The organism is Sediminibacillus terrae, assembly GCF_009602435.1.
GTDB lineage: Bacteria > Bacillota > Bacilli > Bacillales > Amphibacillaceae > Sediminibacillus > Sediminibacillus terrae.
The window spans coordinates 213,958-236,946 of sequence record NZ_VZDQ01000023.1 but is presented as its reverse complement, the minus strand read 5'-3'; the positions used below and the strand labels follow the sequence as shown (position 1 = coordinate 236,946).

General features: G+C 41.8%; 22 protein-coding genes. All 22 read right to left on the bottom strand.

The features are described from left to right. Nucleotides 1–20 precede the first annotated feature (20 nt). The 22 genes from F6X55_RS10180 to F6X55_RS10075 all read right to left on the bottom strand — a co-directional run bounded on the left by F6X55_RS10180 (nucleotide 21) and on the right by F6X55_RS10075 (nucleotide 22,984). Nucleotides 21–1,694: a ribulokinase gene (locus F6X55_RS10180; protein ID WP_026571228.1), complete on the bottom strand. Its 1,674-nt coding sequence runs from the start codon at nucleotides 1,692–1,694 to the stop codon at nucleotides 21–23. A 19-nt stretch (nucleotides 1,695–1,713) separates the two neighbouring features. Further along, nucleotides 1,714–2,400, bottom strand: a complete 687-nt coding sequence (locus F6X55_RS10175; RefSeq protein ID WP_026571227.1) for an L-ribulose-5-phosphate 4-epimerase — start codon at nucleotides 2,398–2,400, stop codon at nucleotides 1,714–1,716. Nucleotides 2,401–2,440: 40 nt separating this feature from the next. Then, nucleotides 2,441–3,397: a sugar phosphate isomerase/epimerase family protein gene (locus F6X55_RS10170; protein WP_202616132.1), complete on the bottom strand. Its 957-nt coding sequence runs from the start codon at nucleotides 3,395–3,397 to the stop codon at nucleotides 2,441–2,443. A 100-nt stretch (nucleotides 3,398–3,497) separates the two neighbouring features. Then, nucleotides 3,498–4,559, bottom strand: coding sequence for an autoinducer 2 ABC transporter substrate-binding protein (locus F6X55_RS10165; protein WP_153463070.1), 1,062 nt, complete (start codon nucleotides 4,557–4,559; stop codon nucleotides 3,498–3,500). A 109-nt stretch (nucleotides 4,560–4,668) separates the two neighbouring features. After that, nucleotides 4,669–5,631, bottom strand: coding sequence for an ABC transporter permease (locus tag F6X55_RS10160; RefSeq protein ID WP_026571224.1), 963 nt, complete (start codon nucleotides 5,629–5,631; stop codon nucleotides 4,669–4,671). Between the two features lie 11 nt (nucleotides 5,632–5,642). Continuing rightward, nucleotides 5,643–6,626 (bottom strand): ABC transporter permease, encoded by a 984-nt coding sequence (locus F6X55_RS10155; RefSeq protein ID WP_026571223.1) that lies wholly within the window; start codon nucleotides 6,624–6,626, stop codon nucleotides 5,643–5,645. A 4-nt stretch (nucleotides 6,627–6,630) separates the two neighbouring features. Beyond that, nucleotides 6,631–8,187, bottom strand: a complete 1,557-nt coding sequence (locus F6X55_RS10150) for a sugar ABC transporter ATP-binding protein (protein ID WP_202616131.1) — start codon at nucleotides 8,185–8,187, stop codon at nucleotides 6,631–6,633. A 15-nt stretch (nucleotides 8,188–8,202) separates the two neighbouring features. Then, complete coding sequence (rbsK, locus tag F6X55_RS10145; protein WP_153463068.1) at nucleotides 8,203–9,153, bottom strand: ribokinase; 951 nt, start codon at nucleotides 9,151–9,153, stop codon at nucleotides 8,203–8,205. Nucleotides 9,154–9,179: 26 nt separating this feature from the next. After that, nucleotides 9,180–9,869 (bottom strand): ribulose-phosphate 3-epimerase, encoded by a 690-nt coding sequence (gene rpe, locus F6X55_RS10140; protein WP_026772200.1) that lies wholly within the window; start codon nucleotides 9,867–9,869, stop codon nucleotides 9,180–9,182. A 243-nt stretch (nucleotides 9,870–10,112) separates the two neighbouring features. Then, the gene (locus F6X55_RS10135) at nucleotides 10,113–10,916 is read right to left on the bottom strand and encodes a DeoR/GlpR family DNA-binding transcription regulator (protein ID WP_235162503.1); all 804 of its coding nucleotides are present in this window, start codon (nucleotides 10,914–10,916) and stop codon (nucleotides 10,113–10,115) included. Nucleotides 10,917–11,358: 442 nt separating this feature from the next. Next, nucleotides 11,359–12,225: a MurR/RpiR family transcriptional regulator gene (locus F6X55_RS10130; protein ID WP_026571220.1), complete on the bottom strand. Its 867-nt coding sequence runs from the start codon at nucleotides 12,223–12,225 to the stop codon at nucleotides 11,359–11,361. 45 nt (nucleotides 12,226–12,270) lie between these two features. After that, nucleotides 12,271–13,101 (bottom strand): carbohydrate ABC transporter permease, encoded by an 831-nt coding sequence (locus F6X55_RS10125; RefSeq protein WP_026571219.1) that lies wholly within the window; start codon nucleotides 13,099–13,101, stop codon nucleotides 12,271–12,273. Nucleotides 13,102–13,160: 59 nt separating this feature from the next. Beyond that, nucleotides 13,161–14,054 carry a carbohydrate ABC transporter permease gene (locus tag F6X55_RS10120; protein ID WP_153463066.1) on the bottom strand — a complete coding sequence of 298 codons (894 nt, stop codon included), beginning with the start codon at nucleotides 14,052–14,054 and terminating at the stop codon, nucleotides 13,161–13,163. Between the two features lie 192 nt (nucleotides 14,055–14,246). Beyond that, nucleotides 14,247–15,629: an ABC transporter substrate-binding protein gene (locus tag F6X55_RS10115; RefSeq protein WP_371069060.1), complete on the bottom strand. Its 1,383-nt coding sequence runs from the start codon at nucleotides 15,627–15,629 to the stop codon at nucleotides 14,247–14,249. A gap of 80 nt (nucleotides 15,630–15,709) precedes the next feature. Further along, on the bottom strand, nucleotides 15,710–16,627 hold the full coding sequence (gene murQ, locus F6X55_RS10110) for an N-acetylmuramic acid 6-phosphate etherase (protein WP_153463064.1): 918 nt from the start codon (nucleotides 16,625–16,627) through the stop codon (nucleotides 15,710–15,712). A 12-nt stretch (nucleotides 16,628–16,639) separates the two neighbouring features. Continuing rightward, a complete protein-coding gene (locus F6X55_RS10105) occupies nucleotides 16,640–17,599 on the bottom strand; it encodes an N-acetylglucosamine kinase (protein ID WP_026571215.1) in 960 nt (319 codons plus the stop codon). 186 nt (nucleotides 17,600–17,785) lie between these two features. Further along, a complete protein-coding gene (locus F6X55_RS10100) occupies nucleotides 17,786–18,964 on the bottom strand; it encodes a thiolase family protein (protein WP_153463062.1) in 1,179 nt (392 codons plus the stop codon). Between the two features lie 191 nt (nucleotides 18,965–19,155). Beyond that, nucleotides 19,156–19,986: a hypothetical protein gene (locus F6X55_RS10095; protein ID WP_153463060.1), complete on the bottom strand. Its 831-nt coding sequence runs from the start codon at nucleotides 19,984–19,986 to the stop codon at nucleotides 19,156–19,158. Between the two features lie 56 nt (nucleotides 19,987–20,042). Beyond that, nucleotides 20,043–20,849 (bottom strand): hypothetical protein, encoded by an 807-nt coding sequence (locus F6X55_RS10090; RefSeq protein ID WP_153463058.1) that lies wholly within the window; start codon nucleotides 20,847–20,849, stop codon nucleotides 20,043–20,045. Nucleotides 20,850–20,900: 51 nt separating this feature from the next. Further along, a complete protein-coding gene (locus F6X55_RS10085) occupies nucleotides 20,901–21,674 on the bottom strand; it encodes a hypothetical protein (RefSeq protein ID WP_153463056.1) in 774 nt (257 codons plus the stop codon). Between the two features lie 184 nt (nucleotides 21,675–21,858). Continuing rightward, complete coding sequence (locus F6X55_RS10080) at nucleotides 21,859–22,353, bottom strand: hypothetical protein (RefSeq protein ID WP_153463054.1); 495 nt, start codon at nucleotides 22,351–22,353, stop codon at nucleotides 21,859–21,861. Between the two features lies 1 nt (nucleotide 22,354). Next, entirely contained in the window at nucleotides 22,355–22,984 is a 630-nt protein-coding gene (locus F6X55_RS10075; RefSeq protein WP_153463052.1) for a hypothetical protein, read from the bottom strand. Nucleotides 22,985–22,989: the final 5 nt, after the last annotated feature.

The following is a 22,989-nucleotide window of genomic DNA, read 5'->3' as shown; positions in this document are numbered from 1 at the left end:
ATTCCACTTCCTCGAATTATTTAAATTGGAACATTCTCTCTCAGACTCTTCAATTCTTTCATTATATTATTTTGTCCCCTGCCAAAGTAATCGTGCAGCTTTTCATATTCTCTGAAAAGTCTTTCGTAGACTTCCACATTTTTTGGAATAGGAATTATTTTTTCTTCTTTTACTCTAGCCATTTTGTTTGCAGCTTCCACAATGGTGGAAAAACCGCCATTCTGTTTTCCGGCTGCTACTGCTCCAAACATAGCTGCTCCAACTGCAGGAGTATGCTTAGAATCAGCTAGTGTAATGGTTCGGTTCGTTACATCTGCATAAATTTGCATTAATAACTTGTTTTTTTGCGGTAATCCACCACATGCATATAGTTCATCAACGGAAATGCCGTTACTATGGAAAGCTTCTATAATTTTTCTTGTTCCAAATGCTGTTGATTCCAAAAGTGCTCTGTAAATTTCTTCCGGTTTAGTTTGAAGGGTTGCTCCTATCAGTAAACCGCTTAATTGTGTGTCTACTAGTACTGACCTATTTCCATTCCACCAGTCGAGGGCAAGCAACCCTGTCTCACCTGGTTTATATTTACTAGCTTCTTTTTCTAACCATTGATGAACGTTCATTCCTTCTTTCTCTGCTGTCTCCAGAACATAAGCAGGCACGCCTTCTTTTACGTACCAGGCAAAGATATCTCCGACAGCTGACTGCCCTGCCTCGTAGCCATAATAACCAGGAATGATTCCATCTTCTACTACTCCGCACATACCTTCAATATCTTTTTCCTCTGTCCCCAAGAGCATATGGCAAATGGAGGTGCCCATTGCCATTACCATCTTCCCTGGTGACACTACTCCTATCGCTGGCACGGATGCATGAGCATCGACATTCCCTACAGCTATTGAAGTTCCAGCACACAAGCCAGTAAAAGCAGCCATCTCCTCTGACAATACTCCAGCCTTCGAACCAAGTGGTTCAACTTTCCCTTTTAACTTGGTGTCCGTCAAGTCCGCTAATCCAGGGTCAAGAGCACGAAAGAATTCTTTATCCGGGTAGCCCTCTTGTTTGTGCCACATTGCTTTATAGCCAGCTGTGCAACTGTTTCGGACAAAGGTTTTCGTCATCTTCGAAACTACCCAATCTGCTGCTTCTACAAATTTATCTGCCTTGTCATAAATGTCCGGAGCTTCATTCAAGATTTGCCAAGCTTTTGCAATCATCCATTCAGATGATATCTTGCCACCGTATCTAGATAAAAATGCCTCGCCCCTTTCTGATGCTATCTCATTTAGTTGATTAGCCTCCTTTTGTGCAGCATGATGCTTCCATAATTTCACCCAGCTATGAGGGTTATCCTGCAATTCTGGATGGAAGGAAAGCGGATCCCCATTCGCATCTATTGGAAGCATTGTACATGCCGTGAAATCTATCCCCACCCCGATAACATCCTGGGGTGCCACTCCGGATTTTTTGAGGACTGCCGGAACAGACTTTTTTAAAACTTCTATATAATCGCCTGGATGTTGCAGTGCCCATTCATGGTCTAGTTTAATCCCTGAAACAGGCAATTTATTATCAATAACACCATGTGGATAAGGCGTTACATGTTCTTCTAGTTCTCTCCCGTCTGATAACGCGACGAGTACTGCACGTCCTGATTCAGTACCATAATCGACTCCAATCGCATACTTTTCAGTCATCATTGCGCCTCCTTATCCTCTACTGGCCATAATATGCATTTACTCCATGTTTTCTTAAATAATGTTTATCTAACAGAACTTGATCCATAGGTCCCAGCCCATTGTTTATTTGAAGAGAATGGAAGGCCATTTTTGATACCTCTTCCAGAACCACTGCATTGTGGACAGCCTCTTGGGGATCTGCTCCCCAATTGAAAGGGGCATGGCTGTTAACCAAAACGCTTGGAACCCGACGGTAATCTATATCTTTAAAAGTCTCCACAATCAGTTTTCCGGTTTCCTGCTCATAGTTTCGGTTTATTTCTGTTGCTGTCAATGCTCTGGTACAAGGAATAGAGCCATAAAAGTAATCAGCATGTGTTGTTCCTAACGGCGGGATGAATTTCCCAGCTTGTGCCCAAATAGTAGCCCAAGGAGAATGAGTATGGACAATCCCACCAATTTCAGGAAACGATTTATAAAGTTCGATATGGGTGGGCAAATCTGATGACGGTCTTAAGTCACCCTCCACCACATGCCCCTCCATATTTAGTACTACAAGCTTTTCTTTGGTAAGATTTTTATAGGGGACACCACTTGGTTTAATAACAACCAACCCACTGTCCCTATCAATTCCACTGGCATTTCCCCAAGTGAAAGTAACCAAATTAAAGTCTTCTAATGCCATATTTGCCTGCAAAACCTTTTCTTTTAATTTTTCCAGCAAACGAAACAACACCTTCCTACTTAAATCATGCCAGAGGAGACTATCCTCTATTCATGCTCAATAATTCCTTCTCACGCTCTCTAAAGTAACTTGAAGTTTGGTTTACTAAAAAATCCAGTTTTTGTTTATCTGGCTTTGCATTCATCGCCGGATAAGGATCTCCCCCTGGTCCAAGAGGTTCAGGTGTTACGTACTTTCCTGGCTGATTAAATCCGATCAGATAAAGTGACATAATAATCGTATCAATATCCATAAATCCTTCCCCAAGAGCTCCTCGATTGCTATCGGCCAGATGCAAGTTCACTAGTTGATCCCCGGCTTCTAAAATTGCTTCCCCTATATGTGCTTCCTCTGACTGCATATGATAAATATCACCGTTTATATGACCAATGCCTTTATGATTAATTGCCTCAATGTATGTTTTCGCCTCTCCGACAGTATGTACAAAACTAACCTCCGCTGCTCTTACCGGTTCTATAGCTGCTTTGATCCCCTTTTCGATGAACAAATTCCCTAAGCCACCAAGTGTTTCAACACTTCTATCAAACTCCGTCTCATCATAAGCATTGGGACGTCCGACAGCTCCAGGCACAACCAACAAGTAATCCCCATTCACAGCATGTGCAAAATCTAGTTCTCTCTTAATATATTCAATGGCTGCTTGTCTTTTCATCGGGACATTGCTAGAAAGATCATTTTCAGCAGAAAACATGCCACAAACACCTGACACTTTCATGTCATAGTGGTGCAGAATATCTAGCGTCTCATCTGTTTTGTACCCAAGATCAGCACCATAATGGTTACCGTGTAATTCGATGTAATCAATACCTGCGTTTTTTAGTCTTTTTACAGACTCTTCAAGGGACTCCAGCCCGAATCCCCAGTTACTCCATGATAAGTTCAACCTGGTTTCCATTTTCTCAGGCTGCTCTTCCTTCAATCTTTGAAAAGCTTTATTTATTCTTTCAGTTTTAAGTTCGTAGTTTTGTTTTTTCAAATTAGTTCCTCCTTCACGATTAAACGTCCAGAAGAAAAAAGAGCCCGGCCAAAAGTATTAATATTACTAGTAGCCGGCCCTTTTCTTTTAGATGTACTAATTAAAAATCAAAGTCAGCTGCATTTTCTTTTGTGAAGTCAGCCGGAGGTCCCATAATCACCGTTTTTCCATCTTCTTTCACCGTAATTTCTCCAACACCTTCAATTTCCTGTCCATCTTCTGGCATTTCGCCTTCTGCCAGCATTTGTCCTAATGCAACGGTTAGATAGCCCAATTTACCCGGATCCCATAGAACTGCAGTATCAAGTGATCCGTCTTCTAGGAATGGAGCGGAATCAGTAGGAAGTGCAGAACCTACTACGGATACTTCATCTTGCAAACCTTCTTCCTGCACTGCTTGTGCTGCGCCTAGGGGAGCCGGTGTAGAAACAGCCAACACACCTTTAAGGTCAGGATAAGATTTCAGTAAGTCCAAGGTTTTTTGGTAAGCAACCTGTTGCTTTTCATCTGTAGGAATTTTTTCAGATACTATTTCTATTCCAGGATAATTTTCATCGAATTCTTTTTGGGCTGCTTCAATCCACAAATTTAAGTTGGCTGCAGACAGTCCTCCTGTCAAAATGGCTATCTCGCCTTCCTCAGTGCCCATTGCTTCTACTAGTTTTTGTGCCATATGGCGTCCGAACTCTTCATCATCAACTTGTTTTACGGAAAGATCTACTAATTCTTTATCCGCTGGAGTGTCCCAGTCCATTACATGGATGCCACTCTCTTTCGCTTTCTTCAATACCGGTTCTACAGAGGCCGGATCATTCGGTGCAACTGCTATGACATCGACGTTCTTAGAGATAAGATCTTCAATTACTTTTACTTGTGCAGAGGCATCTGCTTGTGTAGGACCTGTATAATTAACATTGACTCCTTCCAAATCTTCACCAGCTTCATTTGCTCCCGATTCGGATGCATTGAAGTAAGGAATGCCAACTAACTTAGGCACCACCGCTATATCCAGACCCTCTTCTCCTCCAGCAGACTCACCTTCCGCGCCTCCTGCTTCAGCTTCTCCCTCGCTATCTGAGCTGCCACTGTTCTCGGCAACACAACCAGCTAAAATACCAACCAATAACAGAGCAGCAATTAATAACAAATACAACTTCTTCATCGTTCATGTCCCCCTTAGTTATAATGATTTAATTTATATTACCTAGATAATCCAGGATAATATCCAAATCGCGTAATCGCTTACAATGAATGCCATATACCCTTTCGGTTTAGGCAGCCTTTTCTGCTTTTCTTGTTTCCGCTGCCTTTTTAAATTTATCTGAGAAGAAATTCATCGCAAGGACTAGAATCAAAATGGCACCTATTACCACGTCAACAAGGGAAGAATGGAACCCTAGCAAATTTAACCCATTGCGTATGAATTGGAAAATCATGACTGCATAGACAGTACCAATAACCTTTCCATATCCGCCATGTATGTTTGTTCCGCCCAATACAGCTGCTGCGACGGATTGTAGTAGATAGGATGAACCTAAATCCACTTTGACGGAATTATAACGAGAGGTCATGATGATAGCAGATATGGCTGCCAGCAAGGATGCATATAAATACACCTTCATGAGCACTCTGCTGTTTTTCACTCCAGAAAATAATGTGGCGGTTTCATTGCTTCCATACATATACACGCTTCTTCCCCAGCTAGTTTTGCTAAGCAATATGGCGGTTATAATGGCAAATAGGACAAATATAACTATCGAAAGCGGGACAAGCCCCAGGTAATACCCATTGCCTATTAGGCTATATCCATCACTAAATCCTGAAATAGAATTTCCTTTTGTTATGGCCAAGATAATCCCTTCGAATAAGACCATTGTCCCTAACGTCACCAAGATGGGAGAAACCCCGATTTTCGATATAACAAAACCGTTGAATGCACCACAAGCTAGTGCAAAAAGTATTGCTACAATGATGGCAGGTAGCATTCCATACCCATTTGTCAGCATCAAAGCTGCCCCCACACCAGATAATGCAGCTATATAAGTTATAGAAAGATCGATTCCGCCGGTGACGATTACTACCATCATCGCCAGAGCAATCAGCCCGAATTCTGGCAGTTGAAACATCATACTTGTTATGTTGTTTGAAGATAAAAATCCAGGGGCTATAAGTGCTAGTAATAAAAATGTCCCAAGAGCGATTAATCCTAAAATACTTTCTTTTGAAAGTTTCATCCTTGGACCTCCTATGCCTCGACTTCTATTTTTGCTAGTTTATCCTGAGATCTCTTATAGCTTATGTGATCATATGAAACAGCTATAACGATAATGGCGCCAGTAACTACGTTTTGCCAATAGGTATCAATTCTTGCCAATATCATGCCATTTTGCATTATAGCCAGTAACAATACACCCAACAGAGTCCCATGAACCGAACCTCTACCGCCATGAATATTCGCTCCGCCTAATACTACTGCAGCAATTACAGTCAGTTCCAGCCCCAGCATGCCGTTAGGATCTACAGCTTTTGTATAAGCTGTTTGTGCAATTGCTGCGATGCCGGCCAAGACGCCCATATACGCGAAAACAAATAGTTTTACTTTTTTATAATCAATTCCAACTCTTACGGACGATTGTGTATTTCCACCTATAGCTAACACGGACCTGCCAATTAATGTGTGCTTCAAAATGTACCAGGTTCCAATCGCTACTATTGCAAGTAAATATATTAAGATTGGTATTCCCAACAATTCATAGTTTGCAAATTCCATAAAAGACTTGGGGAAGCTCGTGCTATTAATATAGTTGCCATTGGTGATATACAAAACTATCCCTGCAATGATATTCAAGGTTCCGAGTGTCACAACGATTGCCGGTATCTCGATGATAGATACGAGTAAACCATTTACTAATCCCATAACCAAACCTATTACAGGTGCTATCAGGAACAATAGCAGAACAGAAATCCAGCTATCCGGCAGATAAGTAAACAGATAGCCAATTGAGACCGCAACTGCAGTAGTCACTGCTGCCACAGATACGTCGATATCACTGGTAATGATGATCAACGTCATTCCTATTGCCAATATCCCTAGAACTACATTTCCTTCGATTATGTCCAGGAAATTTCCTATCGTTAAAAATACCGGGCTGACAAAGGATAGAACGGCTCCTATTAAAAGGATTATTGCTAAGATACTTATTTCCTTTTGTTTCAGCAATTCTTTCATCGTTTCATACCCCCTGGCTTACCTGATTTGGTTCATTTAACACTTCAGATGACTCATCCTTGTTCCCCGAATTCAATGCATAACTCATGATTTTTTCCTGGGTTGCCTCTTTGATACCTAATTCACCGGATATCCTTCCCTGTCTCATCACTAAAACTCTGTCACTGACTGCTAAAATTTCCGGAAGTTCGGAGGATATCATGATGACGCCAATTCCGTCGTTTGCCAATCTTCTAAGTAATTTATGGATTTCCGTTTTTGCTCCAATATCTATACCATTTGTCGGCTCATCAATAATAAGTATTTTAGGTTGTGCGGAAAGCCACTTACCAATTACCACTTTTTGTTGGTTTCCACCAGAGAGCTTCGAGGCCGGTAAATCAGGAAGCGCAGGACGCACATCCAGTGACTTAATGTATTGTTCAGCCAGTTGAACTTCTGATTTTCTATCTATCAACTTCAGCTTATTTCTCATTCTATTAAGAATAGGCAGCGAAATATTGTTGATTATAGACTGTTCCAACACTAATCCTTGAGTTTGCCGGGCTTCAGGTATGTAGGCCACACCTTTCTTTACAGCATCTGCTGATGAACGGATTTGCACATCATTTCCGTATATCTTCAGTTCACCACTATCCGGTTTGTTTACTCCAAAAATGGCTTGAGCTAACTCAGTCCGCCCCGAACCAACCAACCCGGTAATCCCAAGAACTTCTCCTTTTTTCAGGGAAAAGGAGATGTCTTTAAAGTTTCCTTGTTTAGAAAAGTTGCTAATTTGGAATATTGTTTCCCCTGTTTCGACTTCCTTTTCATTCTTTTCATAAGAAACATCTCTTCCTACCATTAGATTGATCAACTTAGACTCATCTATCTCTTCTGTTTGATAGGAACCTACATACTTGCCATCCCGTAAAACAGTAAATCGATCTGAAACTCTAAATAATTCTTTCAGTTTATGGCTGATAAAGATAATAGAAATCCCTCTGCTGCTTAGCTTATCCACAACCCTATACAGCTTCTCTACTTCACTTGACGATAAGGCAGAAGTAGGCTCGTCCATGACAATTAGCTTTGCTTCAAAAGCCAGTGCTCTCGCTATTTCCACAAGCTGTTGTTGTGCAATACTTAAACGCTCTACAGTAGTATTCGGATCAATATCTACCTCCAGCTCTTCAAGTGCTCTTTCCGCTGTTTTTTTGATGTTTTTCCAGTTTATTTTTTTCCATGGTTTCTTATTGCTGTCCTGACCGATATAAATGTTTTCTGCTACTGAAAGGTTAGGAAAAAGGCTTAAATCCTGATAAATTATCGAAACGCCTTTTAAAGTTGCATCAATCGGCTTGTTAATCTTCGCTTCTTCTCCTTCGAAGTAAAATTTCGCCCCTGGATCCGGTTTATGAATACCTGCCAAGATTTTGATTAAGGTTGATTTCCCTGCGCCATTTTCCCCTATTAAAGCATGGACCTCTCCTTTCTTTACTTCCAGTTCAACATTATCAAGTGCTTTTACTCCGGGGAATGTCTTGCTAATGTTTTTCATCTGTAAAATATAATCACTCAACTTGACTACCTCCTTTTAGAACGTTTTCTCTTCCAGCCCGTAATAGCTCAGGCCTCGCTCCTTACAAAAAGCATCTACTTCTTCAAGTGTTGGAATTCCTGATTGTGCACCTAGCTTCGTAACTTTCAAAGCACCTACAATGGAGGCGAATTTAGCTGCTTCTATAAGGTCATATCCGTCAGAAATCGCACATGCCAGTGCACCAGCAAACGAGTCGCCCGCGCCTACAGTATCTAGCGGGGTCACCGGTATAGATGGCAGGTGCTCCCACTTTCCATTTTGGTAGACAACGCATCCTTTATCCGCCATCTTTAAAATCGAATTTTTGACACCCATTTTTTCAAAAGTTCTACCAGCGTCAACGGCAGTCTCGATATCAATAACATCGATTCCAATCATATGCTTGGTCTCTTGTCTATTCGGCGTAATGACATCAGCATAATCCAAGGCTTTAACCGTAATCCCTTCAGCAGGAGCAGGATCTAAAATTACATACATCCCTCTCTTCTTAGCGAGCTCCATCGCCCTAATTACAGTTTCCTGTGGTACCTCCATTTGTACTAGTAACACTTCACTATGTGCCATCTTCGCGAATGCGCTTTCAACATCTTCCGGAAGTAAATCGTCATTAGCACTTTTTAATACGAGCATGGTATTTTCTGCCGTCTGGTCTATCGTTATGATCGCTGTGCCAGTTGCAAGGATTTGGGATCGTTTTATAAACTCAGTGTTGACTTTCCGTTCTTTTAAGGTATCCACTAATTTATCCCCATGAAAATCATTGCCTACAGCACCAATCATGCTTACTTGTTTTCCCAATTTAGCAACAGAGGTGGCTTGGTTTGCCCCTTTTCCCCCAGAAAGATAATCTATTTTTTTTCCGAAAATTGTTTCCCCTCTAGAAGGATAGCGGTCTGTTTGAGCGACTATATCAATATTGATGCTTCCAACCACGGTTATGCTCATCTGATATCATCTCTTTCTATCTTAAGTTAGGAATTGGCCAGATTCTTTTCCTCAAAGTCTTGTAAAAATCTTTGTAAATTCGCTGTTGCATGCTCAAGAGTCTCATTTTTTCTAAATAAGCAGGATGTACCGCATACTAGCATTTCTGCTCCTCTTTCCAACACTTCTGGAATAATTTCATAGCTGATATTTCCATCCACTTGGATATCAATATTTCTGCCGCTTTCTCTTATCAACTCGTTTAGCATGGAAATTTTTTTTAATGTCATTGGAATGAACTTTTGACCAGCGAAACCCGGATTCACTGTCATAACCACAATATAATCGACTGTATCCCAGACATACTCCAAACAATTGAGCGGAGTAGCAGGGTTTAAGGCTACTCCTGCCTTTAAACCTCGATTTTTGATTTTTTGAAGCGTACGCTGTAAATGAATCGTAGCCTCTGTATGAACAGAAATCATATCGCAACCCGCATCGGCAAATAAATCTATGTATCTTTCAGGTTCCTCAATCATTAAATGGGCATCAAATAACTTATTCGTATGAGGTCTTAAGTTATTTATCATATCTGGTCCCATCGTGAAGTTAGGAACAAATAAGCCATCCATAATATCAAAGTGAAAAAAATCTACAGGTGCTTGATCAAGTCTCTTAACTGTATCTCGGAGTGTGCCCATATCCGCACACATTAATGAAGGACCTATAGCTGCCATTGTATTCCCTCCTGAACGACCATGACCATGTCGTTGATTGAATTTTTAGATAATTGTAATCGCATTCATTAGTCCAGAAAAATTTTTCCTGTTTTCTTATTTAGTTGATTGCATCAATTATAACAAGCAAGTTTTTGGTTTTCAACATTTTTTTGTGGATTATTTGATAATTATTTTTGAATATCAACATTATCAGGGGTCGAGATGTTGTTAAACCAAAATTAGGTAAAAAAAAGAGAAAAGCTAATCGCTTTTCTCTCCAACTATTCCGGTTACTCCCAGATTATTTAATTCTCTTATAGTATTTATCGGAACTTTATTATCTGTGATTAAATAATCAGCCTCTGTTATATCACATAAACGAAACAGGGATTTTTCTCCGAATTTACTATAATCAGCCAATAAAAATAGCTCCTCTGAGATGGAAATCAGCTGCTTTTTCACAAGGGCCTGGTCTTCATGGATCTCACTGACGCCTCTTTTGAAATCCACTCCTAAACACGAAAAAAAGAATTTATCAACATGATAATCCTGAATTACTCTTTCAGCAAAGTTACCTACCAACGACATGGAACTTTCAGCAAGATAACCACCAATAAGAATTACTCTTATATCACTTTCTTGTGCAAATTCCAAAGAAACGCCGATCGAATTAGTTATTACAGTCAGACTTTTTCCTTTTATATACTTGGTCATAATTAAAGTCGTTGTACTAGCGTCCATCGCTATAATATCCCCATCTTCTACATAAGAAGCCGCCTTAGCCGCAATCATTTCTTTTTCCTCAATATTTTTAGCTCTTCGCTTTGGAATCGGTATTTCCGACTTTTGTTCTATTCTAACTGCTCCCCCATGAATCCTGTTTAACAATCCCTGTGCTTCTAACTTTTCAAAGTCACGTCTAATTGTTTCCTCACTGACATTAAATTGTTTACTCAAATCGGCAACTCTTAATGAGCCGCTTTTATCTACCATTTCAGTGATTTTTTGTTGTCTTTCATTAAAGAAGGACAACTTTTCTTTCATATCTTCTGTATAATCGAACATTTTACCCAACCTTTGGTTTGTATTTTATTAATAATCCCAACTATATTATATCTAAAACCAACAAAAATTCAACAATATGATGTTGTTTATTGTGGATTATTTTGTGGTTTTTAAAATCACTTGATCAGCTGCTTCAAATAAAAGGATGTGTGTAATGGGAAGGAAAGAGAAAGAGAACGAAAATTAGGCAAAGCAAATAGCAACCGATTCCACAGATGCCAGTTTCTATTCTACATTTCATGAAGCCTCCTCCCACATCGAAAAGTAAGCGTTTCATTGTCTAGTATAATCATAACAGATATTATCCCCCTCATGAATAAATTAGTTTATAAGGGGACAGTCCCCCAGCTAAGATTGAAGACAATGTTCTATAATGCCTATAATCACGCAATTTAAAAAAGCCCTTCACATGAAGGACTTTCTTTTAGAAGAGGAAGAGCAGCTAATGCTGTTTCAAAAAATTCATCGCTGTACTGATTTCCTGAAAGTATTCCGCTGCTTTGTCATATTGATCTGTCACCACACTGACAAATAAAATATCGATCATATGAAGCTGGGCCAGGCGTGAAGAAGTCGCACCGCTGCGGAACGGGGCCGGGACCTCCCTTGATGCAGAAATGTACAAATTGATGTCCGCGTGCTCTGCAACCGGCGAACTTCCATACCTGGTCAAACTGATGGTGACAGCTCCCTTTTGCTTGGCCAGTTCCATCATTTTCGCTGTTTCCATCGTTTCTCCGGAAAAAGAAATACCGAAAACAACGTCGTTTTGATTCACATTGGCAATGTACATGGCCGCATTATGGATATCGGTAAAGGCCGAGGTCGCTTTGTTCATCCGCAAAAACTTTTGCTGGGCGTCCTGCGCGATGATCCCCGAGGCGCCGACACCGAAAAAATGTATTTTCCCGGCATTCTTCAAGGCTGACACCGCTTTTTCCAACGTTTCGTAGTTGACGAATTCCGTCGTTTCTTTGATGGCCTGCAGACTATTGTTGGTCACTTTATCGACAATCGATTCCGGAGACTCTCCGGGATGAATATCCCTGTACTGAATATCCGGCGATTTCTGCAAGTCGCCGGTAATCCGAAGCTTCAGTTCCTGAAACCCCTTTAAACCGAGGGATTTACAGAGGCGGATGACGGCAGCGCTGCTGGTGGAGCTCCTTTCTCCCAGTTCTGCCGCTGTACAGTGAATCGCTTCATGTGGTTGTTCTAAAATGAAAACTGCTATTTTCCGTTCCGATGGAGGCAGCTTGTGCTTCACTTCATTCAGCATCGCCAGCCCTCCAGACAAGGACGTCAGCATATTTTTTTCTTTCACCATTCTCATCCTTTTTGTGTACCGGTTTCGTTACCCCTTGATTGCGCCTTCTGTCATGCCTTTCGAAATCCGGCGTTGGAAAATCGCATACAACACGATGACCGGGATAATCGCGATGGCAAGACTGGCGAACAGTGTACCCCAGGCATTGGTGTACTCCGCTTCATTGCTGATATAATCGATTGCCAGCGCCAGGGTATAGTTCTCCTCGCTTTGCAGAAATATCAATGCCATGAAATACTCATTCCAAAATTGAATGGCATTCATGATGGTAACGGTGATAATTCCCGTCATCGAAAGAGGGGTAATGATTTTCCATAGTACACCATAAGGGGACAGTCCGTCCATTGCCGCAGATTCTTCCAGTGCCTTGGGAATAGTCCCCATAAAACTGGTAAGGACAAAGATACTGAACGGAAGCTGACTGACAGCATACACAATCGACAACCCGAAAATATTATCCAGCAAATTCAACTGCATCAACAAGAAAAACAACGGAATCCAGCCTAACACAGTCGGAATCATCATGGCCGAAATATACAGCGTGAATAAAAAACGATTCCCTTTGAAAACAATCCGTTCCAGCGCGTATGCAGTGGGAATCGCCATGATAAGCGTCAACAAAGCGCCAACTACGGTGACAATCAAACTATTGAACACACTCGTATCGATATTGTATTCATTCCATGCCTGGGAAAAGTTTTGAAAGTTGAATACGTGAGGCAGCCCCCAAGGGTTGGCATAAATTTCTGCATTCGATTTAAATGCCCCGATGAACATCCAAAGTATCGGATAAATGACTGCAATCGCCCATAAAATAAGCGGCAGTCGGATCACGATTCGCGATAATGACTTCTTCAAAGGTTCTCTCTCCTTTTCTCGTAATAATCCGAAAGCTTCCTGTCAGAAACTCTGTTGGGTTAGTACTCTACTTTTTCTCTTCTCATGAAAAACTGCATGATCAACACGGTGATCAAGGAGAGGATTAAAATCATGACGCCGATGGTTGCACCATAACCGAAATTATATTGCTGGAAGGCCTGTTGATATAGGTAAGATCCCATCACATGCGTCGAATTATTCGGACCTCCACCCGTCATTACCTGAACGATGATAAACGAACCGTTCAAAGTCGTAATGACTATGTACAGAATCGAAATTTTAATTTGCGGCCAGATCAACGGCAATGTCACTTTCCAAAATTGCTGCCATTCCGTAGCACCGTCGATTTCAGCTGCTTCATAATAGCTTTTCGAGACATTGGAGATACCCCCCATGAGCATCAGCATAAACAAGCCTATCCCTGCCCAGACCGATGGCAGCACGAGACTAGGCAAGGCCCAGTCTTCACTTCCAAGCCATGGCCGTGTCCAACTGTCCAGTCCGACCAATTCCAGACCGGAATTGATCAGGCCCAAGCTTGGGTTGTAGATAAACGACCATAGAATACCGATGACGACGACTGACATGATATTCGGAAAGAAAAAGACAATCCGGTAAAAAGGTGCCTCTTTAATCCGCAGCTGTGTCAGTGCGACTGCAAAAAAAGTGGCCAAAATCATGATGCCGAACACCTTCGTGACGACTAAAAAGTAATCATGGAAAATCGTGCGCGGAATGATAGAATCGTTGAACAGCTTGACATAGTTGCTCAGCCCGGTGAACTCTGCCGCCGAGGAGGAGCCAGACCAGGAAAACAGTGAATAATAAAGGCCATTAAACAATGGATATAACGTAAAAATGGAAAACATGATCATAGTCGGTACTAGACAAAAAGCCAGGAACAGGTACTTCTGTTTTTTTGATTGAACCATGGTATCACCCTTTTCAGCTTTGTAGATTTTTTCTCCGGAGCACTCCCATTTATCATCCAATCTTATCTTGTTTTTTTGGCGGAGCCTTGCCAGCTCCATGATATGACCCCGCAATCAGGCCATCATAAAAGAAAATTGGAATGCAAAGACTCATACTTTGCCTTTACATTCCAATCATTTCAATTACTTAGGTTATTCACCACGATACTCGGCTGCTGCCGCTTCCGCTTTCTCGACGAATTCCTCTGCTGTGATGTTTCCTAGCATCAATGAAGTGAGCGCATCCCCGATCGGTGTTTCCAAGTCTGAGCTCATTGGATGCGGCTTGTTATAAATTTGCACCTGCTCAGGATCGTTGATCATTTCGTTTGCTTCCGTCAAGTATGGCGGAACATTCTCATTGCCTGTCAAATCAACATTTGTCATGTTCATGATCGCACCGGTATGCTCGGAGAACAAGGTTGCATATTCACGATTGTAGACAAACTCGACAAACGCTTTTGCTGCTTCTGGGTTCTCTGCCTTTTCAGCGATTGCCAGCGGACGCAAATCCGGAACGATGGCAAAAGGATCCCCTGCATCTTGCATTGGAGACGGAATAAAGCCGAATTCGAAACCGTCCGGAACATCATTGGCCATTTCATTCGGTAACCAGAAACCTACCGGAATGAATGCGTTATCATGAAGTAAAAAGTTCATTTGCGATTGCGTATGGTTCAACGCACCGAAACCTGGATCGATGTAACCCGCTTCTTGCATCTTTTCTACTTTTTTCATGACTTCCAGCACCGGCTCACTAGTCCAGGCACCTTCCTCCCCATCAATGACGCTGGCAAGCAATTCTTCACCGCCCGCAGCTGCGAATGCCGGATAAAGCATGCCGCGCAGGAAGTAGTATGGATATTGACCAGTCGTCACAAATGGCGCGATGCCTTCCTTGTCATTGATCGTTGCCATGGAATCCATGAAGCTGTCGAAGTTTTCCGGTACTTCAAATCCTTCTTCTTCGAACCATGCGCGATCATACCAAGTTCCCCACGTATCGAATACAAGCGGCAAGCTGTATATGTCGCCATCATAATCGGCCGGCTCGACAATCAGGTTGTCCAGCAACGGCGAACCGTCTACTTCCATTTCATTCACCCAGTCTGTAAGATTCATCAGCTGGCCATCTTCCACCATCTGTGTTTCACTGGAACCGGCACCGTCGATATAGACAACATCCGGTGGATCATCCGATACCCAGCGTGAACGCATCTCTTCGTTGATGTTCGGTCCGGCGTGCTCGGTAATCGTCACATCCGGATACTCTTCCTGGAAGTCCCCGATAACTTCTTTCCACCAGGAATCGCCGTATCCTCCGACAAAGTACTGAATCTCCAGTTCGCCGGAGATTTCTCCACTGCTATCGCCACTGTCATCTCCGCCATCGGAAGTGTCACCCGTATCCTCCGACTGGCCGCCTTCTGCTTCATCCCCGCCGCTGGCTCCAGGTGCACAGCCTGCCAGCATCAATCCAAGAATCAGAATGGCAGCCCACAACAATCCAACAGGACCTTTCCTCCACTTTTTCAAACAAAATCCCCCTTTGTGAAAAATTGATTTATGAGAAACACATCCACAGCCTGTGGCCACAGACGTCGTTTCAACCCCTTTTACGCTTGCGTGTAATGCTCGTTGGCGTAATCAATCGCTTCTCTGACATACCCCTTGCTTTCTTTGATAGCCTGTTTGGCTTCCTCGTATGTAACCTCGGACTCCACCATCACAATGGCCGGCTTCACTTGTCTGTTTGCTGCTTCCAGCGCCTCTTCCGCCGCTTGATACGATATATCGGTCAGTTCCATTATGATCCGTTTTGCCCGTTCCATCAGTTTGTAGTTGCTGGCATGGACATCGACCATCAAATTTTCCTGCACCTTGCCAAGCTTGATCATGGCTGTGGTACTAATCATATTGAGGATCATTTTATGGGCGGTTCCTGCTTTCAGCCTCGTAGAACCTGTAAGCACTTCCGGCCCGACGATTACTTCGATACTGCAGTCTGCATGGCTGCTGATGGCAGACTGCTCATTGCAGGAAAGAGCGACCGTGTACGCGCCCACTTCCCTTGCATACTTCAAAGCCCCAATCGGGTATGGCGTTCGACCGCTTGCAGTGATGCCTATTACCACATCGTCAGCGGTAAGGTGCCGTGCCTGCAAGTCTTTCGCACCCTGCTGTTCATTATCCTCAGAGCCTTCCAGCGCTTTGCTGACAGCCTGGCTCCCTCCTGCCATCACGGTTTGAACCATTTCCGGCGGGGTCATAAAGGTCGGCGGACATTCAGAGGCATCGAGAAAACCAAGCCTCCCGCTCGTCCCTGCTCCGCAATAAAAAAGGCGTCCGCCTTTTGAAAATGCTTGATAAATATGCTCGATAGCCACCTCGATATCCGGCAGGACATGTTCGACTGCTTCAGCAACCTTTTTATCTTCCTGATTGATGGTTTGCAGGATTTCGATTGTCGACATTTGATCCAGCTTCATGCTGTTTTTATTTCGCTGTTCAGTTACTAGGCTTGCCAACTCCATTTATTCGTCCCCCTACTGTTTAGATGGGTGTGCCAGCTCTTCGGCGACAAGCGCCGCACCGAAAGCCGGACTTTGATATGCTTCCTGATAGATTCCCAGATTCCACTGCCTCAGTCCGTTGATAAAGGTTTCCTTTACTAGTTTAGAATACGAAAAAATGGATCCAGCAGCGGTCACTACCGTTTGTTCAGTAAACTCCGGGTTTTTCCGGAACAGGCTTTCAACGTGTGCAAGCAGCTCTTCCGACGCCTGGCGTAGTATGTTTTCAGCCGCCTCGTCATGGTGTTCAGCAGCTTCCATGACTTGTCTTGCCAAACTTGCAATTTCCCGTTTTTCTGGTCGCTCGCCATATATATATGCGATAAGATCTTCTGCTTTTTCCAGCTGAAGTTGTTTTAGAATCAAGCTGGTCAGCATCGTAGCCTTGTCTCTGCCATCATATGCCCGTGTCATATAATTTAGAGCCTTCATCCCGATAAAATAACCGCTGCCTTCATCTCCGAGTATATGGCCCCAGCCTCCACTCTTCGTCAGCCTTCCGGAGCTCGTCAAAGCAAGGGCATTTGACCCTGTGCCCGATATGACGAGAATTCCCTCATCCGTCCCCGGCTGAAGTGCTCCCCGCAGGGCTATATAGGAATCCGAACAGACATTTAATTCACAATATTCGGAAATCTCAAGTGAATCCAACGTATCGGATATTAATTTCTGCATCCTTTGTTCCTCGGAATTTCTCCCGACACCTGCAAGACCGCAGCAAACAGCCGCAACTTCTTCTCTGTTCACATTTACCGCTTCGAGTCCACCTCTGATAAGCTCACCGATCCTGGCAGCAGCCGTTTCAAATCCCACCACATGCGGGTTCGTACCCGGTCCTTGAAATCTCGCAATCTCTTGTTGCTTGCTCCCTGCTTTTTTTACCAAGCAGGTAGTTTTTGTTCCTCCACCATCTATTCCAATAACAAAAGGCATAGGAATCCTCCATGATTAAGTTGCTTTCATTATATAAGCGTTGAATTTTTTTGTCAATATTTTATTTAAATAGTGTTATGATATTTCAAAACGGGACTTCCGACCGGAAATAAATGCTTTTGAAGCATGCCAAATAAAAGGACACAAGCCCTTTTTCCTAAGCTTGTGTCCAATGAACATAGTCTGTTAGAACCTCTCGACGATCATGGCGGCTGCAGGACCTCCGCCGGCACATAAAGTTGCACAGCCTCTCTCTAGCTGACGGTGTTCCATGACGGTCAATAGTGACACGAGCAATCGCACGCCGGTACAGCCTACTGGGTGCCCAAGTGAAATGCCGGAACCGTGCACGTTCACCTTGTCGAGATCCAGTTTAAGCTCACGATTGACTGCCAAAAATTGAGCGGCAAAGGCTTCGTTGATTTCCCAATAATCGATGGCTTCATGATAGAGACCGGCAAACTTCAATGCTTTTTCCACGGCAGGAACGACACCGATTCCCATTACTTCAGGACTTACAGCCGCTGAGGCGGAAGCTGTGATCTTTGCCAAAGGCTGCAAACCAAGCTGCTCTGCTTTTGATTTACTCATCACAATGACGGCCGCCGCACCGTCGTTCAAGCTGGAAGCATTGCCGGCTGTCACGGTTCCGTCAGACTTGAAGGCAGGCGTCAGCTTTGCAAGCTGCTCCAAACTGGTTTCCGGATTCGGATGTTCATCTTCTGCCACTTGCACAGTACCCTGTTTTGTTTTTATTTCCAAGGGGATGATTTCATCGGTGAAACGTCCTGCAGATGCAGCCTGGCAGGCTCGCTCGTGGCTTTGCAGCGCAAATACGTCTTGCTCTTCCCGACTGATATCGTACTCCTGCGCTAAATTTTCCGCTGTAATTCCCATATGATACCCATTAAACGCGTCAATCAGTGCATCATGCAGCAACCCATCGACAATCTTGCCGCCACCTAATTTGTATCCACTTCGCGCTCCTTGGATCAAATGCGGAACATTGGTCATGCTTTCGTATCCGACAACCGCTCCGACTTCCATTTTCCCTAGCATAATGTTTTGCGCCATCATCTCGACCGCCCGTAATGAAGACGGACATTGCTGATTGATTGTCAACGCCACGGTTTCATCGCTACAACCTGCCGCAAGGGCAATTTGCCTGGCCGTATTTCCCTTACAGCCTGCTTGATAGACTTGTCCTCCAATTACTTCTTCGATCAGTCCGGCTTCCATCCCCCCAGCAGAGATTGCCCCCTTCAGTGCAGCCGTTCCCAGTTCCACTGCCGAATAATCCTTCAACATACCGCAAAAGTCACCGATCGGCGTCCGTTTCGCACTGACGATTACCGCTTCCTCCATACCACCACATCCTTTTATTAGTGAAATACCGCTTCAGCTTGCTGTGATTCCATTATAAGTAATCGCTTACATTATTGGCAATAGGATGGGGGGGAAGAGATTTCGTTAGGTGGTGTGTTCGATTTGCTCTAAACTGTAAAAGTTTATGTTTCTATCATCCTTGCCACCATTTCCACAAATTAGTTTTTCTCCTAATCCTCCATCTCTTCATAAAGCTCCTTGTAACTGATATCTTCATCTACGTTTTCGTCAACTATATTTCCACCCTGGTCACGGATTGGTTTTAAACGACCATTTTGTTCATAATTAAAACTGTCAAAACGATATTTGCAGTAGAGAATAACTAGTTGTTCCGGCAGGACAAATAGCATAGCATAAAAAAGCACCACGGCAAGAGTTACCATAAAAATAGTTTCTATGTCTGCCCAATCAATATTTCTCACTAAATATTGCAAAATAAACAATATCCCAACACCACTAATTAGAATCAAAGATGTAAATGAATTATTTTCCAATTTATTCCGTTGATTATATTTAGTAAATCCTATTTTATACTTACCGCCTATAAGCAACAATAACAGGCGGATATTAGTGATACTAAAAACTAGCACACCTATAACAAAAGTGATAAATGTGAATGTGATAAGAGAAGCTTGGCTGTTCTCAGTCTCAGTACCCAGAACCATTATTCCTAAAATATAGGCAGAAACACCAAACAAATTTTGCGAAACAATGATACTTAATAAGTACTGTATTTTTTGAGATCGATAAAATACTAAGGGGATTGAATAAATAACTGAGAAAAAAGCTATTATACAACATGCCCAAAGATGGACTTTTAAGATTAACTCCTTGTTTGGATAAATAGAATACTGTCCTACAAAATATTCTAAGTATAATAGGAGTGCTTGAAGACACACCGCAAATAAAAGCACAGCTCCTAGAGTCGTTGGGCTTTGTCTTCCTGACTTAAATGGTCCACGTAAACCTGCAAAATCAACCTCTCTCAAAGTGTTAAACATTCACTCACCACCTTAAATGGGATAGGCTATAATAACTAATAACTTATATTCTTGATCTAAGTTCTAACCGACTCTTTATGATTGATAGTGTGTTGAAGGTACATCGGTTTTAGCTCACCTTTCTCATTAAAATTGAAACTTTCAAAACGGTATTTGCAGTAGAGGATGACCAGCTGCTCTGGCAGGACGAAAAGCATGGAGTAAAATAAAGCTATACCTATTAGTACAATTCCTATGGATTCTGAATCCATATAATAATAGTTTTCTATGACGAATCGAATAATAAAAAAAGCTCCCACACTTCCAAAAATTATAAGAGGAATAAATGATTTTATATTATCCTCTATTACAAATCTGTTTATATCTTTTTTTGATCCTTTTCGGTACTCACCTCTCTTAAGTAATAGATAAAACCTTATACAGGTGAACAAAAATATCAGCCCTCCTAAAAGTAATGTGGCATATATAAACATTACAATAGATTCATTTGTAATTAGGTTTCCTTCTCCAATAATAAAGAGTGCACTAATAAATAAGAAAATCCCAAATAGGTTTTGTGATACCAACATAACTACAAGATATTGTGTCCTTTGACCACTGATACTTTTAAAACATGGCGGGAGAGCATAAATAATGGATAAAATGATTAGTATGATTGTAATTATCAAATGAATTTGATATATAATTTCTTTGTTGGGAAATCTAGTAGTGTCAGCTGCCACTATATACGTTAAGACAAACATTAATACTTGAGCAAAAGTAGAAACTAAAAGCATAGCAGCTAATGATTGAGGACTTTGCCTTCCGGATTCAAAAGGTCCCCTTAAAACCGCAAAATCTTCCTCAGATAGTTTTCCAAGCATAATCTTCCTCATCCTTACTTTTGTGAATGTTTCCAGAGTCGATACTCTTACTCATGCACCTTTCCTCCCCAAAGGTTTGAGATTACCTTTTTGATTAAAATTAAAGCTGTCAAAACGGTATTTACAGTAGAGGATGACCAACTGCTCCGGCAGGACGAAAAGCATGGCATAAAATAACAGGATAAACAGCACCATCATAAAGGCAGTTTCTAGATCATATATACCGATCGATCTAATTAAAAATTGCAGAATGAAAACCACACCCAAACTACCTGTTATTATGATAGGCAGATATGTCTTAATGCCCCTTTCATACTTCGAACGCAGCTTATCTTTACTGGAACCTCTTCTATACGCCCCCTTTTTTAAAAGGATTAAAAAGCGTACACAAGTCAATATAAAAACAATCAAACCAAACAATAGAGTTACGGCCGTAAATTGTAGGAGAGACTGTTCAGTAATTCCTCTTTCTGATCCTATAAAAAATAAGGCACAAATATAAAAAGATACCCCCAATATGTTTTGGGACACTAAAATTGATAAAAGATATTGGAACTTTTCCCCTTTTTTAAAAACAGCAGGTATGGCATATACTACCGATAAAATAATCAATAATACTGTTATCACCAAATGGGTAACAAACATTTGATCTTTATAAGGAAATATTGTCTCGTCTGCAGCAGCTACATACGTTAAAACGAACGATAAACTTTGTAAAAAAACAGATAACAACAATATAGCCGCAAAAGAGGTAGGACTCTGTCTCCCAGATTCCAAGGGTCCCCTCAACACTGCAAAATCTTCTTCTTTTAACTCTTTCAGCATACAATCATCCCTAACTTTGTATGATTCGAACCTTCCGTTGGGAACTTAAAGTAGATTAGAAACCCATATGCAAAAATGCTAATATTAACAGATTCATCCATAATAAATACAAAAAGAAAAACGAAACGCACCTGCTATTATATATTTCGCAGGTGCATCTTGGACTCTCTATTGTTTAATACTTTCACCCAACCGTTTTATTAACTTTCATATATCGGCCAATCACCTCATTGAACTCATTACCGCGCTTATTCAATAACGACAAGTTAATTGCTATAGAACGTTTATTTGGCCGATAGACCCTTAAGAAGTAAGATGTCACTTTTAAATGTGCATTTAGTGTGATATTGGAAGCACGCTGTGTATATTTCTCTTTTTTTACTTCTAAGATTTCCTCCCAAGAAACAAATTCTTTCCAGAATAGGAAAGTTTGAATCCTAAGCCCATCATCATTTACTTCTACTATAGGTCTAGGATCAATGGTTCTAATAAGACATATCACAGCAAAAAGAAAGCTTAATCCTACTATTATCCAACTTACTGTTACACCAGTTCCCGTCATATATGAAGTATCATTTAAGACCTTAGAGAATAAGATAAAAATCAGAAATGAGAATAATATCGCCAGGAATCCGTTTTTCCAACGATCGGCATAAAATCGATAAGTCTCGTTCTTCATTTTATCCACCAATTTCCATATTGTAGTTATCCACCTGCATGTCAACGTTATCCATATTTAACGTCTCAAAAATTGCTTCTTGTTCGGGTGTGATATCAAGCATAAACGGCATAGCGTGGTTTGACTCCAGGGTTCCAAATTGCCCTTCAGGCAGACTGACATCTGTACTTTCCCATATGTACTCTTGGCTATCCCCGTTTCCGAATTTAAAATCAAATGAAATATTTTTAATTGGGTCCTTCAACCGATTGATTGCCAGAAATACGATAGAATTGTTTCCGTCCGGATTCATTAGGATATCGAATGGATACAAACTAAAGTCATCTGGAATGCCCATGTTTGGTTCAGCATTAATTGCTTCGTTTAACGCGCTATAAACTTCATTATCTTCTATTGTAATACCGGCCTCTTCATCTTGTTTTTGTAACTGTAATTTCAATTCCTCCACCTCGTCATTAGATTGACTTTCCTCCTCTGTAACAGGTTCTTCTGATTCTTTTTGAGCGGTATTTTCCTCTGAAGTTTCGCTACCCTTGTTCGTTTCCCCATCTGCCGCATTTTCAGCATTATTACATCCTGCCATTACCAATACAAACAGGGTTACCGTAAACAACATAATCAATTTCTTCATAAACT

Bases quoted from the DNA above. Each gene is read 5' to 3' on its own strand.
- F6X55_RS10180 (WP_026571228.1), bottom strand. From the start codon at position 1,694: ATGACTGAAAAGTATGCGATTGGAGTCGATTATGGTACTGAATCAGGA.
- F6X55_RS10165 (WP_153463070.1), bottom strand. From the start codon at position 4,559: ATGAAGAAGTTGTATTTGTTATTAATTGCTGCTCTGTTATTGGTTGGT.
- F6X55_RS10160 (WP_026571224.1), bottom strand. From the start codon at position 5,631: ATGAAACTTTCAAAAGAAAGTATTTTAGGATTAATCGCTCTTGGGACA.
- F6X55_RS10155 (WP_026571223.1), bottom strand. From the start codon at position 6,626: ATGAAAGAATTGCTGAAACAAAAGGAAATAAGTATCTTAGCAATAATC.
- rbsK (WP_153463068.1), bottom strand. From the start codon at position 9,153: ATGAGCATAACCGTGGTTGGAAGCATCAATATTGATATAGTCGCTCAA.
- rpe (WP_026772200.1), bottom strand. From the start codon at position 9,869: ATGGCAGCTATAGGTCCTTCATTAATGTGTGCGGATATGGGCACACTC.
- F6X55_RS10135 (WP_235162503.1), bottom strand. From the start codon at position 10,916: ATGTTCGATTATACAGAAGATATGAAAGAAAAGTTGTCCTTCTTTAAT.
- F6X55_RS10130 (WP_026571220.1), bottom strand. From the start codon at position 12,225: ATGCTGACGTCCTTGTCTGGAGGGCTGGCGATGCTGAATGAAGTGAAG.
- F6X55_RS10120 (WP_153463066.1), bottom strand. From the start codon at position 14,054: ATGGTTCAATCAAAAAAACAGAAGTACCTGTTCCTGGCTTTTTGTCTA.
- murQ (WP_153463064.1), bottom strand. From the start codon at position 16,627: ATGGAGTTGGCAAGCCTAGTAACTGAACAGCGAAATAAAAACAGCATG.
- F6X55_RS10105 (WP_026571215.1), bottom strand. From the start codon at position 17,599: ATGCCTTTTGTTATTGGAATAGATGGTGGAGGAACAAAAACTACCTGC.
- F6X55_RS10100 (WP_153463062.1), bottom strand. From the start codon at position 18,964: ATGGAGGAAGCGGTAATCGTCAGTGCGAAACGGACGCCGATCGGTGAC.
- F6X55_RS10095 (WP_153463060.1), bottom strand. From the start codon at position 19,986: ATGTTTAACACTTTGAGAGAGGTTGATTTTGCAGGTTTACGTGGACCA.
- F6X55_RS10090 (WP_153463058.1), bottom strand. From the start codon at position 20,849: ATGCTTGGAAAACTATCTGAGGAAGATTTTGCGGTTTTAAGGGGACCT.
- F6X55_RS10085 (WP_153463056.1), bottom strand. From the start codon at position 21,674: ATGCTGAAAGAGTTAAAAGAAGAAGATTTTGCAGTGTTGAGGGGACCC.
- F6X55_RS10080 (WP_153463054.1), bottom strand. From the start codon at position 22,353: ATGAAGAACGAGACTTATCGATTTTATGCCGATCGTTGGAAAAACGGA.
- F6X55_RS10075 (WP_153463052.1), bottom strand. From the start codon at position 22,984: ATGAAGAAATTGATTATGTTGTTTACGGTAACCCTGTTTGTATTGGTA.